Origin of the sequence: Jannaschia helgolandensis (assembly GCF_900109285.1) — a bacterium.
Lineage (GTDB): Bacteria > Pseudomonadota > Alphaproteobacteria > Rhodobacterales > Rhodobacteraceae > Jannaschia > Jannaschia helgolandensis.
Genome location: NZ_FNZQ01000008.1, coordinates 133,564 through 145,772 on the forward strand (window position 1 = coordinate 133,564; position 12,209 = coordinate 145,772).

The 12,209-nt window shown below is 63.4% G+C and carries 13 protein-coding genes and 1 pseudogene; 6 read left to right on the forward strand and 8 right to left on the reverse strand.

Annotated elements, in window-relative coordinates:
• Window positions 1-21 precede the first annotated feature (21 nt).
• Genes BMY38_RS16760 through BMY38_RS16780 form a run of 5 tightly spaced genes read right to left on the reverse strand, consistent with a single transcriptional unit; the run spans window position 22 to window position 4,565 of the window.
• The gene (locus tag BMY38_RS16760; protein WP_092765006.1) at window positions 22-2,052 is read right to left on the reverse strand and encodes a molybdopterin-binding protein; all 2,031 of its coding nucleotides are present in this window, start codon (window positions 2,050-2,052) and stop codon (window positions 22-24) included.
• A complete protein-coding gene (mobB, locus tag BMY38_RS16765; protein ID WP_092765008.1) occupies window positions 2,040-2,513 on the reverse strand; it encodes a molybdopterin-guanine dinucleotide biosynthesis protein B in 474 nt (157 codons plus the stop codon). The genes BMY38_RS16760 and mobB overlap by 13 nt, the downstream gene beginning before the upstream one ends.
• The gene (mobA, locus tag BMY38_RS16770) at window positions 2,510-3,124 is read right to left on the reverse strand and encodes a molybdenum cofactor guanylyltransferase MobA (RefSeq protein WP_092765062.1); all 615 of its coding nucleotides are present in this window, start codon (window positions 3,122-3,124) and stop codon (window positions 2,510-2,512) included. The genes mobB and mobA overlap by 4 nt, the downstream gene beginning before the upstream one ends.
• A complete protein-coding gene (locus BMY38_RS16775; RefSeq protein WP_092765009.1) occupies window positions 3,121-3,753 on the reverse strand; it encodes a hypothetical protein in 633 nt (210 codons plus the stop codon). The genes mobA and BMY38_RS16775 overlap by 4 nt, the downstream gene beginning before the upstream one ends.
• Complete coding sequence (locus tag BMY38_RS16780) at window positions 3,738-4,565, reverse strand: formate dehydrogenase accessory sulfurtransferase FdhD (protein WP_092765011.1); 828 nt, start codon at window positions 4,563-4,565, stop codon at window positions 3,738-3,740. The genes BMY38_RS16775 and BMY38_RS16780 overlap by 16 nt, the downstream gene beginning before the upstream one ends.
• 61 nt (window positions 4,566-4,626) lie before the next feature.
• On the opposite strand from BMY38_RS16780, the gene BMY38_RS16785 reads away from it, so the two are divergent.
• Complete coding sequence (locus tag BMY38_RS16785; RefSeq protein ID WP_245737662.1) at window positions 4,627-5,343, forward strand: AzlC family ABC transporter permease; 717 nt, start codon at window positions 4,627-4,629, stop codon at window positions 5,341-5,343.
• Window positions 5,340-5,678, forward strand: coding sequence for a branched-chain amino acid transport AzlD family protein (locus tag BMY38_RS16790; protein ID WP_092765015.1), 339 nt, complete (start codon window positions 5,340-5,342; stop codon window positions 5,676-5,678). Before BMY38_RS16785 ends, BMY38_RS16790 begins: the two co-directional genes overlap by 4 nt.
• Here BMY38_RS16790 and BMY38_RS16795 read toward each other — a convergent pair.
• Window positions 5,667-6,131, reverse strand: coding sequence for an Lrp/AsnC family transcriptional regulator (locus BMY38_RS16795; protein WP_175495930.1), 465 nt, complete (start codon window positions 6,129-6,131; stop codon window positions 5,667-5,669). The two genes, BMY38_RS16790 and BMY38_RS16795, sit on opposite strands and share 12 nt — an antisense overlap.
• A gap of 131 nt (window positions 6,132-6,262) precedes the next feature.
• Here BMY38_RS16795 and ald point away from each other — a divergent pair, with 131 nt between their 5' ends.
• Complete coding sequence (gene ald, locus BMY38_RS16800; RefSeq protein WP_092765017.1) at window positions 6,263-7,378, forward strand: alanine dehydrogenase; 1,116 nt, start codon at window positions 6,263-6,265, stop codon at window positions 7,376-7,378.
• A gap of 66 nt (window positions 7,379-7,444) precedes the next feature.
• On the opposite strand, the gene mscL is transcribed toward ald, so the two are convergent.
• Window positions 7,445-7,879, reverse strand: a complete 435-nt coding sequence (mscL, locus tag BMY38_RS16805; RefSeq protein ID WP_092765020.1) for a large conductance mechanosensitive channel protein MscL — start codon at window positions 7,877-7,879, stop codon at window positions 7,445-7,447.
• Window positions 7,880-8,023: 144 nt separating this feature from the next.
• On the opposite strand from mscL, the pseudogene BMY38_RS18505 reads away from it, so the two are divergent.
• The 3 genes and pseudogenes from BMY38_RS18505 to BMY38_RS16820 form a co-directional block, all read left to right on the forward strand.
• Window positions 8,024-8,585 (forward strand): annotated as a pseudogene (locus tag BMY38_RS18505) (glutathione S-transferase N-terminal domain-containing protein); the annotation flags it as partial.
• Between the two features lie 207 nt (window positions 8,586-8,792).
• Entirely contained in the window at window positions 8,793-9,110 is a 318-nt protein-coding gene (locus BMY38_RS16815; protein ID WP_092765022.1) for a hypothetical protein, read from the forward strand.
• A complete protein-coding gene (locus tag BMY38_RS16820; RefSeq protein WP_092765024.1) occupies window positions 9,103-10,815 on the forward strand; it encodes a methyl-accepting chemotaxis protein in 1,713 nt (570 codons plus the stop codon). The genes BMY38_RS16815 and BMY38_RS16820 overlap by 8 nt, the downstream gene beginning before the upstream one ends.
• 1,044 nt (window positions 10,816-11,859) lie before the next feature.
• On the opposite strand, the gene BMY38_RS16825 is transcribed toward BMY38_RS16820, so the two are convergent.
• Window positions 11,860-12,209 (reverse strand): integrase core domain-containing protein (locus BMY38_RS16825; RefSeq protein WP_139204732.1); only part of this gene is annotated, 350 nt, incomplete at its 5' end.

A 12,209-nucleotide genomic window follows, 5' to 3' on the forward strand; every position in this document is an offset into this window, starting at 1 on the left:
CGGGTGATCCGGGGCGGACGTTCAGCCCAGTCCGAGTTCGCTGAACGGGATGTAGTGGACCGGATCGCCCGGTTCGACCGTCACCGCGCCGTCGGGCAGCAGGACGAAGCCTTCGGCCCAACTGAGCCCTGATACCAGACCCGACCCTTCCGAGCGGAAGATCTCGGCTTGACCGCCCCTCAGCCGGGCGCGCAGAACTTCGCGGCGCCCTGCCTTCTTGCGCTTGGCGAAGCCCGCCGGAACGGTGATTGCCTGCGGCTCCCGCCACCCGGCCCCCGCCATCTGCAAAAGCGCCGGACGCGCGAAGAGCGCGGCGCAGGTGAAGGCCGCGACCGGGTTGCCGGGCAGACCGAACAGCGGCGTGTCGTTCCAGTGTCCCAACATCAGCGGACGACCGGGTTTGATCGCGATGCGCCAGTGATGGACGCTGCCAAGGTCGCGCATCAGACGGGACAGGTGATCCTCGTCCCCAGCCGATGCGCCGCCCGAGGTCAGAATCGCGTCGGTCCCGGCCTTGTCCAGTATCGCGGCAAGCCTGTCGGCCTCGTCGGGGGCATGGCCCAGATCGACAGGCTCCAGCCCCCATTGCCCGAGCATTGCCAACAGCATGGGACGGTTGACGTCCGGTATGCCGGTAGTGCTGCCGGGGGGCGTGATCTCGTCCCCGGTCGATAATACGCCGACCTTCAACCGGGTGCGAACCGACAGACTGCCGTGACCGGCGGCGATGGCGACGGCGATGTCGCCGGGCCGCAGGATCGTGCCCGCCGACAGGACCGGATCACCCGATGCCACGTCCTCGCCCGCCTTGCGGGTGTTCGCGCCGATCCTCGGGATAGCCTTCAGATACAACAGATCATCCGAAACATGCGCGTCTTCCTGAAGGGCAACCGTATCGGTGTCAGAGGGAATTTCCGCCCCGGTCAGGATGCGGACGGCATGACCGGGTGGTATCGACCCCGCGAACGGCTGCCCGGCAGCGGATCGGCCCGCAACGACCGGGATGCCGCCGGGGGCGAGGGTGGCGTGGGCGAAGGCCCAGCCATCGACGGCGGCGTTTGCATGCGGCGGGTTCGCGCGGGTCGCCACAAGGTCGGCGGCGAGGATGCGACCCGGTGATGCGTATATCGAGATCGTTTCGCGGCCCATCCCGCAGGGCGTGCCGCTGCGGAGCGTCTCCAGCGCCACATCGACCGGCGTCCAGTCCGTTCCCGGCGGCAGGGCAAAGCAGTCGGAGGGGGGCAGGACGCCGAAGATCCACCCTTCCTCGGTGGCGATGCGGGAGGCGTCGGGCTGACTGGCGGGGGCGGTGAACCAATCAGCGGAGGCCGCGCGCAGGGCGCGGGCGGTGGCGATGACCTGACCGGCGTCCTTGATCGGATGATCGGCGGGTTCGTAGAGGCTGGGGTAAATCTCGACGAGCAGGTTTGCATCTTTCACATGTTCAAAACCGGTTTCCTGCGGCCAGACCCGCAGGGAGGCGTGGCGCGCGCGCAGGCCGGACAGGGCGGCGCAGCCCAGAAGGCTCTGCGATCCGACCGATCCGGTGGTGAAGAGTTTCAGAACGGATTGGGCAGAAGGGGTGAAGCCCTCGACCGTGCGATGATCGGGGACCCCGTGATCGCGGCGATCGGTGCCCCTGTCGGGCAGGTCGGGATGGTCGTGTGTGCCGGGCCGCCCCCAGAGCGGGCCGATGCCGGGAAAGCGACGGTTGATCGTTTCGGCCACGTGGAAGCGGTTGTTGGAATTGTCGGCATTGTCCTCGACGTGTCGGGCCAGCCAGTCCCAGACCGACAGGGCAGTCGGCTCGCCAGTCAGGGTTTCGGCGAAACCGGACGGAAAGCCCATGGCGAAGTCGAACCCCAGAAGGGTGCGATGACCCCGGTTCAGCCAGTCGTCGATGAAAGCCAGGGCCTGCGCGCGCGTCGGGAAATATTCGACGGTCTGACGCCCCTGAAGGTCGGCACAGACCCAGATTGCATCCTTGCGGGGGGTCTTGCCCGTGGGTCTGGCGGCGGCGGACCAGTCTGCGACGAGGATCAGGTCGAACATATGAAATCCGCGATGGCGGGAATGTCGTTCAGGTCGAGACGCGGTTGCGGCAGGTCGCAGGTGCCGGTGCAGGCGATGGCGAGGATCGAGGTATCGGCGGCGGCGAGCGGGGGTTTGCCCGTCTCGGGACGCCAAGCTTCGAGGCGGGGGTGGGTACCGTGCTTCCACCCCTCGGCCAGCACGATGTCGCAGGGGGCCAGACGAGAGAGGAGGTGGTCGATGGTCGGCTCCGACACCTCCTCCATCAGGGTCAGGCGCTGATCGGTGGCAAGCACCACCTGTCGTGCGCCCGCCATGCGATGACGATGCGTGTCGGAGCCGGGCTGTTCCAGATCGACGGCGTGATGGGTGTGCTTGAGGGTGCTGACGGTCAGCCCGCGCTGCGCGAGTTCGGTGACCAGCGCGGCGGTGAGCGTCGTTTTGCCCGCGTTCTTGTGGCCGATGATGCCCATCAGGATCATGCCATCGCCTCGGCCCGCGCGAGGTCTTCGGGGGTGTTCACATTGAAGAACGGGTCCCAGGGCGTTGTGGGGAAGACGGCGAGGCCCGCGCCATGACGGTCGGTCCAGTGCAGGATCTTGCGCGTACCGGCGGCCAATGCGGCGCGCAGATCGTTGCGCAGCGCGGTGGGCCAGAGACCGAAGGTCGGTTGCGGCCAGGTCTTCGCACCCTCCTGCGTGGCGGCAAGTGCCAGACCCGTGGGACCGGCGGCGGCCAGCAGGCGGGGAACCAGATCGGGCGGCAGGAAGGGGGTGTCGGCGGCGGCGGTGACGATATGCGGACAGCCCAGCGCCGCGGCCCAGTCCAGACCGGCGAGGACACCCGCCAGCGGGCCGGGATGGTCGGGCGCGGTATCGGGCAGGACCGGGAGGTTCAGATCGGCCCAGCGCGTCGGGTCGCCGTTGGCATTCAGCGCGATGCGGTCGACCTGTGGCGCGAGGGTGCCGATGACACGGGCGATGAGGGATGTGCCGTTGATAAGCAAACGCCCCTTGTCGATGTTATTGGCATCGGTGCCGCCCATGCGGGTTGCGCGCCCCCCTGCGAGGATAAGGCCGTGAGGCTGAGTCATCGGCACCGCTGCAATCCGTAGCGGTCGCCGATGGTGAATATCTCGACCTTGACGACAAGGGGGCGGTCGTCTGCGTCGAAGGTGGTGCGGATCAGGCTGTAGACCGGCGCGCGCAAGGTATCGGACCACAGCGCCTTGCGGTCCATGACGCCGATGATCAGCGGCATGGTTTGTCGCCCGCGCCAGATGTCCACGGTCGCCGGGCCAAGGTCGGACACCTCCTCCACGTTCCAGCGGGCCGGGCATCCGGGATGCGCCTGAGGCGCGACGATGGTCGCGACCCAGGCCCGGATGGAGTTGCGGTCGCCCAAGGCGTTGAAGATGGCAAGCAGACAGGTCTGATGGTCGCGGGCCGACCGGGTTCCGGGCCAGTCATAGGACGCGAGGTCCACCACGACGGCGCCGGGCAGGTCCGCGCGAAGGCAATCTGTGACGTTTACCGTGGCACGACTCGACAGAAACCGGGTCTGGGTGACGGCGACGGTGGGAAGCATCGCGCCGTATCCATTGATCACGATGTCGACGGGGCGCAGATCCTGCCGGAGGCGGAGCAGTTCGTCACCGGCGATGCCACGGCCGGGCAACAGGACCGCAAGCGCAAGCAGAACGGCAATCACTCCGCGTCCCATATCACGCGCCCTTCCCCGCTGAGGCAGACGAAGCGCGACCCTTTCATCCGACCGATTACGGTCAGGCCGACCTGTCGTGCGATTTCAACGCCCCAGGCGGTAAAGCCGGAGCGGGAGACGAGGATCGGAACCCCCATGAGAGCGCATTTTATCACCATTTCGGACGTCAGGCGACCGGTCGTATAAAGCGTCTTGTCCGCCGGATCGGTGCCGGTGTCGCGCATCCATCCGGCCAGTTTGTCGACGGCGTTGTGGCGACCGACGTCTTCGAAATACGCCAGCGGGTCGGGCCCCCGGCACAGGCAGGTGCCGTGGATGGCGCCCGCTTCCAGATAGAGAGACGGCGTGCGGTTGATGGCGCTCGACAGCGCATTGAGGTCGCGGACATGCAGCGGAGTGGGCGGCAGGGTCAGGCCCTCCAACCCCTCCATCATGTCGCCGAAGACGGTGCCGACGGCACAGCCGGAGGTTCGGGTGGCGCGGGCCAGCTTGGCCTCGTGGTCGGTTTCCACGGCGGTGCGGACGACAACGGTTTCAAGTTCCTCGTCGTAATCGATGCCCGTCACTTCGTCCGCGGCGCGCACCATTCCCTGATTGACGAGGAATCCCAGCGCCAGCCATTCCGGGTGGTCGCCGATGGTCATCGCCGTGACGATTTCGCGGCTGTTGAGATATATCGTCAGCGGGCGTTCCTCGACCACGCGCAGGCCAATCGACGCTCCGGTCTGGTCCACGCCGGTCACGGCCCGCGTCAAACGCGGAGAACTCGGGTCGGGCGCGACGCGCAGGGTGGAGGGAGTTTGCGTAGACACTTGAGACCTGTCGGACGGAGAGTTATCGCAACCTGTCTGTCACGCGAGAGGGATGCAAGCGATGGTAAGGTCTCCGTTCCGGCGCGGGGTGGCCGAAGGGCTGCCGTTTCTGGTCATCATGGTCCCCTTCGGAGCGCTGTTCGGTGTGCTGGGCGTGGAGGCGGGTCTGCCCATCGCGCAGGTCATGGGCTTTTCAGTACTGGTGATCGCGGGCGCGTCGCAGTTCACCGCCGTGCAACTGATGCTGGACAGCGTGCCAGCGGTGATCGTCGTCCTGTCGGCCCTGGCGGTGAACCTGCGGATGGCGATGTATTCCGCGGCGATGGTGCCGCACATCGGGGCGGCACCGCTGTGGCAACGGTCACTGATCGCGTATTTCCTGGTGGATCAGACCTATGCGCTGTCGGTCAGTGCCTATGAGGACCGGGTCGATTGGGGCATCGCCGACAAGGTCGCGTATTTTGCCGGAACCGCGCTGCCGGTGTTTCCCGCCTGGGTCGGTTCGACGTTCGTGGGGGCCGTCCTGGGCGCGCGGGTGCCGGATGAATGGGCACTGGATTTCGCGCTGCCGCTGGCATTTCTGGCGCTGGTCGGACCCTTGTTGAAGACGCGGGCGCATGTTGCCGCGGCCTTCGTGTCGGTCGTTGGGGCGCTGGCACTGGTGTGGGTGCCGTGGAATCTGGGGCTGATACTGGCCGCGATCCTGGCCTTGATGACCGGCGCGGAAGTCGAGCGCAGGACTGCGGCGCGACCCGTCGGCACGGAACAGAGAACATGAGTCCCGTCGAGATCGGAGGTCCCGGCGTCTGGGGTATCATCGCGGCTCTGGGGGTGCTGACCTATCTGACACGGTTCGTGTTCCTGGGGATCGTCGGCGACCGGCCCCTGCCCGGCTGGCTGTTGCGGCATCTGCGTTATACCGGGGTAGCCGTCCTGCCGGGGCTGGTCGCACCGCTGATCGTCTGGCCCGCCGCGACGGGCGGCGAAACGGACCCGATCCGTCTGATTGCATCCGCCGCCGCACTGGGTGTCGGCGTCTGGCGCAAGGACGTCGTTCAGGCAGTCGTCGCGGGTGCGCTGGTGATGGGCGGGCTGAGCTGGCTAAACGGGTAAGGCCGTCGTCTTGAACACCGTCTTGAGCGCGAAGGACGACTGCATCTTGGACACACCCGGAAGCCGCGCCAGATGGCGGCGGTGGATGGTGGCGAAATCTTCGGAATCGCGCGCGACGACCTTGAGCAGATAGTCATAGGCCCCGGTCATCAGGTGGCATTCCAGAACATCGGGGATACGCGTGACCGCCGCCTCAAACGCATCGAGGACGTCATCGGCCTGTGTCGCGAGGCTGATCTCGACAAAAACGGTGGTGGGGCGTCCAACGGCACGCGGGTTCAGCAAGGCGACGGTTTTGTGAATTATGCCGGTCGCCTCCAGTCGTTGCAGGCGCCGATGACAGGCGGAGGGGGAAAGATTCAACTTTTCAGACAGTTGCGCCGAAGTAAGTCGGGCGTCCCGCTGCACCAGGCGCAGCAGACGGGCGTCGGTATCGTCGATCTGATGCTCCACGCTGAAATTTCCAGTTTTTGATGAAACAGCGCAAATTATTCGCGCAAGATGGATTTGATACGCCTGTGTTAACGAAATACATGCAATCCGTCACCCTTATGATCGCGCCCATATAACTCAGGGAGAACATGATGCTCATCGGCTGCCCCAAGGAAATCAAACCGCAGGAATTCCGCGTTGGCATGACGCCTATGGCCGCGCTGGAAGCGATCGCCCATGGTCATTCGGTGGTCGTCGAAACAAACGCGGGAGTCGGCTCGGGCTTCGACGACGCACAATATCTCGCGGTCGGTGCCAAGATCGTCGACACCGCCGAGGAGGTCTTTGCGACCGCCGATATGATCGTGAAGGTCAAGGAGCCTCAGTCGGAGGAACGCGCGCGCCTGCGCGAAGGCCAGATATTGTTCACCTATCTGCACCTTGCGCCAGACCCCGCCCAGACCAATGATCTGCTGGCATCGGGCGCGACCTGCATCGCCTATGAAACCGTCACGGACCGTGCAGGCGGCCTGCCCCTGCTGGCGCCAATGTCCGAGGTTGCGGGCCGTCTGGCACCGCAAGTCGGGGCATGGACCCTGCAGAAGGCCAATGGCGGGCGCGGCGTCTTGCTGGGCGGCGTTCCCGGTGTAGGCCCGGCGCAGGTCGTGGTTATCGGCGGCGGTGTCGTCGGCACCCATGCCGCCAAGATCGCGGCAGGCATGGGTGCGGATGTCACCGTGCTGGACCGCTCCCTGCCGCGCCTGCGCTATCTGGACGATGCCTTCGGCGGCACCTTCAAGACCCGCTTCGCCAGCGCCGGCAATACCGCCGAGTTGGTGATGGCGGCCGACATGGTGATCGGTGCCGTGCTGATCCCCGGTGCTGCCGCGCCGAAACTGGTCAAGCGCGCGGACCTGTCGCACATGAAACCCGGTGCAGCGATCGTCGATGTCGCCATCGATCAGGGCGGATGCTTCGAGACGTCGAAGGCCACCACGCACGAAGACCCGATCTACGAGGTCGACGGCATCATGCATTATTGCGTGGCGAACATGCCGGGCGCGGTCGCGCGCACCTCGACGCTTGCCCTGGGCAACGCGACGCTGCCGTTCCTGTTGTCGCTGGCCAACAAGGGCTGGAAAAAGGCCTGCGCCGATGACGCGCATCTGAAGAACGGATTGAACGTCCATGCCGGCAAGCTGACCTATGCCGCCGTGGGCGAAGCCCTGGGTCTGGAGTCGGTCGACGCGGACAGCGTTCTGGCCTGAGCGAATGCTTTGACGAATGTGTAAGGGGCCCGCGCTTGCGGGCCCGTTGCACGCTTGGAGAGCGGATTATGCCCCGCGCTTCAGATTGTCGCGGATCTCCAGAAGGACATCCAGTTCGGATGGGCCGGTCTTCACCTCGGGGGCAATGTCGTCTGGATGCTCCGCCACGGATTTCACCCGGTTGACCATCTTGACCAGCATGAACACGACAAAGGCGATGATCAGGAAGTTGATGCAGGCGGTGATGAACGCACCATAGGCGAAAATGGCCGCGCCAGTTGCGCGCGCCGCCTCGAGTCCCGTACCCGCGGGTACATCGCCGGACAGCACGACATACATGCTTGTGAAATCGACACCGCCGAGGACCAAGCCGATGACCGGGTTGATCAGATCGCCCACCACCGATGTGACGATGGCGGTGAACGCCGCCCCGATGATGATGCCGACCGCCAGGTCCATGACGTTGCCCTTGGCGATGAAATCCTTGAATTCATTTATCATATTGTCCCTCGCTTGGTCGTTATCGTGCTAATCCCGGCAGTCCGGGTATTCGGGCACAGGCATTGTCGGTTTTCGCGACTGAGTCACCCGTTTTCTTCGCTTTCAGCGGGTATCGGGTGAGAGGCAAAACGCGAGAAGTTGCGCATGACCGACCTTTCAGCCTTTCGCTCACACGTCATCGGGGGCCGGAAGATGCAACCCGGGTTACAGCTTTTCCGCTTTCCGACACCGAATGTGACTGTCGCCATTGCGCTGGAAGAAATGGGTTTGGCCTACGAGGCGCATCGCGTGACGCTGACCGATGCGGATGTGAAGTCGCCCGCGTTCTGTCGCTGAACCCCAACAGCAATATCCCCGCGATCATCGACCCGGATGGACCGGACGGCACGCCGATCGGGCTTTGGGAAAGCGGGGCAATCCTTTTGTATCTGTCGGAAAAGACTAGGCTGCTGGGCGGCGCGACCGCATCGGACAAGGCGCGGGTCACGCAATGGCTCATGTGGCAGATGGCTGGGCTGGGCCCGATGCTCGGTCAGTTGGGTTATTTCGTGAAGTTCGCAGGTAAGGACATCCACGATCCCGGCCCCGCGACCGGTACGCCGCCGAGGCGAAGCGTCTGCTGGACATCCTGTCCGGATCGCTGGCGGATCGGGACTGGATCGCGGGCGGGTACTTCATCGCCGACATAGTCATTGGGCGATGGCTGGCCGTCATTGCGGAATCGGAAGCGTGGCAACCACGGCCGTTCCGAGGAAGACAAGCCCGAGGCAGAGCGCGGCGATCTGGAATCGTAATATCATGGGTGGTCTTGTAGGGCCGCTTCCTTGAGAACCCGTTAATTGCCCGGAATTCCTTTGAAGAGACGCCGCACCCCTTAAGCGTTCCGAAAGATTCGGCTGTTAGCAACGGCAGCATGATGAACAAACGCGCCCTTGTTGCCGGTCTGGCGTTGCTGTGGTTTCCGATCACGAGTATTGCCGCAACCCTCGCCGTCTTGCCCGGTGCCACGCCGGGGGCTCCCGTGCTGGTCCTGTCCCGTCCATTTGGCCCGTCAGCCGAGTCGCTCGTTACGACGGCCGGTGGATATCTGATCGACCAAGGCGCATCGCCATTCGGGGTTGTCGCAACTTCCCCATCGGCATCCTTTTCGTCCAGGCTCAAGGCTTCCGGCGCCCTAATGGTGTTGGACGCGGCTCTCCTTCCCGGCTTCATGTGTGGTGCGAATGCCTGACAAATCCCTGAATCGCAGTCGCGAAAAGGCGACACAACTGGCGCTTCTGGCCTGCCTCGCCTGCACCGTTCCGATCGGCATGGTGGCGATTGCGAACGATATGACGCCGTGGGTCCTGATCCCGCTGTCCATGGCACTGCCCCTCGTCGGCTTCTGCATCCGCAGATTGGACCAGGGTATAGGCCGGATCGCCGTGGGGCTGGCACTGGTCGGGCAGGTCATGCTTCTGACGACCGCGATGGCGGCGCATCCATGGCAACTGGACGTCCATCTGTATTTCTTTGCAGCACTCGCCGCCACTGCGGCCCTCGTCGATCTTCGCGCTCTCATTATCGCGGCCGCGGCCATTGCGCTCCATCATGTCTTGGCAACAGTCGCGATGCCCGCCCTGTTCTATGGATCGACGATCGCAGACCCATGGCTTCTGCTTCAGCGGACATTGATCCATGTTTCCGCAGTCGTGATCAACGTCGCCTGGCTCGGCGCTGCGATCCATGTACGAACGCGTCTGGTCAATGCTGCGGTGAAGGATAAGGCCAAGATCGAAGCGGCCACGGCGCGGGCCATCACCGCCGAGCGGCAGGCATCCGCTGCGCTGGTCGATGCGACGACCGCCCAGACGCAGGCGAATGTCGCACGGCAGGATGCAGAAAACGCGCTCGAACAAAGCCGGATCGACGGGCAGCGCGCCAAAGCTCTGGACGCAGAGGCCATGAAACTGCGCACGATCGAAGAAGAACGTCAGGAAAAGGAGCGAATGGTCCAGCTGAATGCGATCACGGTCTTGCGGCGCGCTTTGGAACGCCTGGCTGACGGCGATTTGTCGTCCCGGACGTCGGGGACTCTGCCGAAGGGGTACGAGGATCTGGCGGACAGGTTCGACAGCACTCTGGAATCTCTCGAATTCGCCTTGTCCGACATACATCAGGTTTCGCTGACGATTTCGGACGAAACAGATGAAATTGCGTCCGCAGCCACGGATCTGTCCCAGCGGACCGAACGTCATGCGGCCACTCTGGAGGAAATAAGCCGATCGACCGAACAGCTTACGCAGTTGATCCGTATCACGGCCGAAGATGCGGGACAGGCCGAGGCGATCATGGTTACCACGGGATCCGAAGCGGAAGCAGGCGCGCGGATCATGGGACAGGCTATCGCCGCGATGGCCGAGATCGAGGTTTCGGCAGGAGAGGTGCGAAAGATCACATCCATGATCGAGGATATTGCGTTCCAGACCAATCTATTGGCTCTGAATGCGGGAGTGGAGGCCGCCCGCGCCGGTGATGCGGGACGTGGTTTCGCCGTCGTCGCCTCCGAAGTTCGGGCGCTGGCGCAACGTTCGTCGGAAGCGGCAAACCGGATCAACACTTTGATCGCGCAATCCGGCGATCAGATCGTGCGGGGGGTGACACTCGTCCACGACACCGGCGACGCATTGGAAAAGATCATTGCCGCTGTCGAAACTGTAACGACACGGATCAGCACGATCGCCGCAACGTCGGAGGAACAGGCCACCGGGGTTCACGACATCAATGCGGCATTGCGTGACCTTGATCGGGTATCGCAGCAAAATGCCACCATGTTCGAGGAAACCACTGCCGCCTGTCAGACCCTCCGAACCAGCGCGCACGGACTCTCCCTGGCGATCCGAAAGTTCGGTGGCGCGGGTCCCGACGTGACCGAAACGGAGGTGCAAGCCGCGTAGGCCCCATGTCTCGTCCGCAGCCGAGGTAACCATGGCGAACGGTGTACGATTTCTATGAGAAATCCATACGATTTCTCGCAAAGGCTACGATAGCGACGAACATGTCTCATCATGCTGACGTCAATTCCAGCGAAAAGGGTCATACCAGCAAATCATGGAGTCAAATGTCCAAGGCAACCCGGCCGGGCTGATTGCGCAGGAAATGTAACCGCGTGGCTGTTGCGAAACTAAGACTTCAAGCGGCACCATCTTACATGGGCATTCCGGCCTGCATGTCCGCAGGCTTGTGGGAAGCTCCGCCATCTGGAGGCTGCGGCGTTGCCCATTCTGAAATCGCGCTGCGAAGAGATGGAAGGCTAATACAGCACGATCCGATGTATGGTGATGGGGACAGGCCCGTCTTGGTCGCTGTGCCATGGATCGATCAATGGGTGCATCTTTCAAATGAAAATTCAGTCAGGCCCGATCATTCCGAGCCCATATGCATCCGAAACCCTGCGCGGGAGAGCGGGGGCGGTTTTCATCGCCGGACCCCTTGATCCGGTTTAAACAAAATCTATGCGCCAGTTCTCTCCGGCGTCTTCCATGCACCTGAGCGGCTCGGCTCTGTCCTTGCCATGGCACCGTCACTCACAGAGCAAGATCATCCGGCAATATCTCCGAAAGCGGTCAGCCGCTTGTTGCCGCCGAACGTATCCTTCGAGCAAGGCACGACCCCAGGCACCAAGTTCATCAGCATCGCCCCCGGACCTGCATTGCACCATATTCCGGCATTGCCCGGATCAAGAATGAGAGCGACCTGTCCGGCTAGTTGGATCACACAGGCATGAAGTGTTCCCCAAGCCACGGGTGATCTGGCTCACTGCATCCTAAAGCGTTTTGCTTTTAACCTGAGGCATATCCAGCAGCCTTGACGGAGTTCCAGCATTCCTGTGGATCGAAGAGGTCGCAGATGTCGCCAGGAGCTTCAAACAGAGCGTTGGAAGTTCTGGCCCCGATCCGTCGCAAGTGGGATTTGAGCTTCGGGAACGCCAATTTCCGGGACTAGGTGTTTAGTCCCGTCATCTGGTGGATCGGATCGACGATGAAGCGGTCTGGCTCTGAAGTCCAGATTTTGCAGATGTATTCGTAGGGTGTGAGCCCGCTGAGAGTCTTGAGACGACGGGCGAAGTTGTAAGCGTCCAGGAAGTCCGCGATATGGCCGCGGAGCTGATCGTGGCTGTCGTAGTGGTATCGCTTCACGGTCGCATCCTTGATCGTGCGGTTCATCCGCTCAACTTGGCCGTTGGTCCACGGGTGGTTCGGTTTGGTGAGCCGGTGCTCGATCCCGTTGGCCTCGCAGATCATGTCGAAGCGCATCTGCCGGGAGTAGGCGGTATTTCGGTTCCGAGGCT

Coding starts and splice junctions, on each gene's coding strand:
- BMY38_RS16760 (WP_092765006.1), bottom strand. CDS start 2,052: ATGTTCGACCTGATCCTCGTCGCAGACTGGTCCGCCGCCGCCAGACCC.
- mobB (WP_092765008.1), bottom strand. CDS start 2,513: ATGATCCTGATGGGCATCATCGGCCACAAGAACGCGGGCAAAACGACG.
- mobA (WP_092765062.1), bottom strand. CDS start 3,124: ATGACTCAGCCTCACGGCCTTATCCTCGCAGGGGGGCGCGCAACCCGC.
- BMY38_RS16775 (WP_092765009.1), bottom strand. CDS start 3,753: ATGGGACGCGGAGTGATTGCCGTTCTGCTTGCGCTTGCGGTCCTGTTG.
- BMY38_RS16785 (WP_245737662.1), top strand. CDS start 4,627: ATGGTAAGGTCTCCGTTCCGGCGCGGGGTGGCCGAAGGGCTGCCGTTT.
- BMY38_RS16790 (WP_092765015.1), top strand. CDS start 5,340: ATGAGTCCCGTCGAGATCGGAGGTCCCGGCGTCTGGGGTATCATCGCG.
- ald (WP_092765017.1), top strand. CDS start 6,263: ATGCTCATCGGCTGCCCCAAGGAAATCAAACCGCAGGAATTCCGCGTT.
- mscL (WP_092765020.1), bottom strand. CDS start 7,879: ATGATAAATGAATTCAAGGATTTCATCGCCAAGGGCAACGTCATGGAC.
- BMY38_RS16815 (WP_092765022.1), top strand. CDS start 8,793: ATGATGAACAAACGCGCCCTTGTTGCCGGTCTGGCGTTGCTGTGGTTT.
- BMY38_RS16820 (WP_092765024.1), top strand. CDS start 9,103: ATGCCTGACAAATCCCTGAATCGCAGTCGCGAAAAGGCGACACAACTG.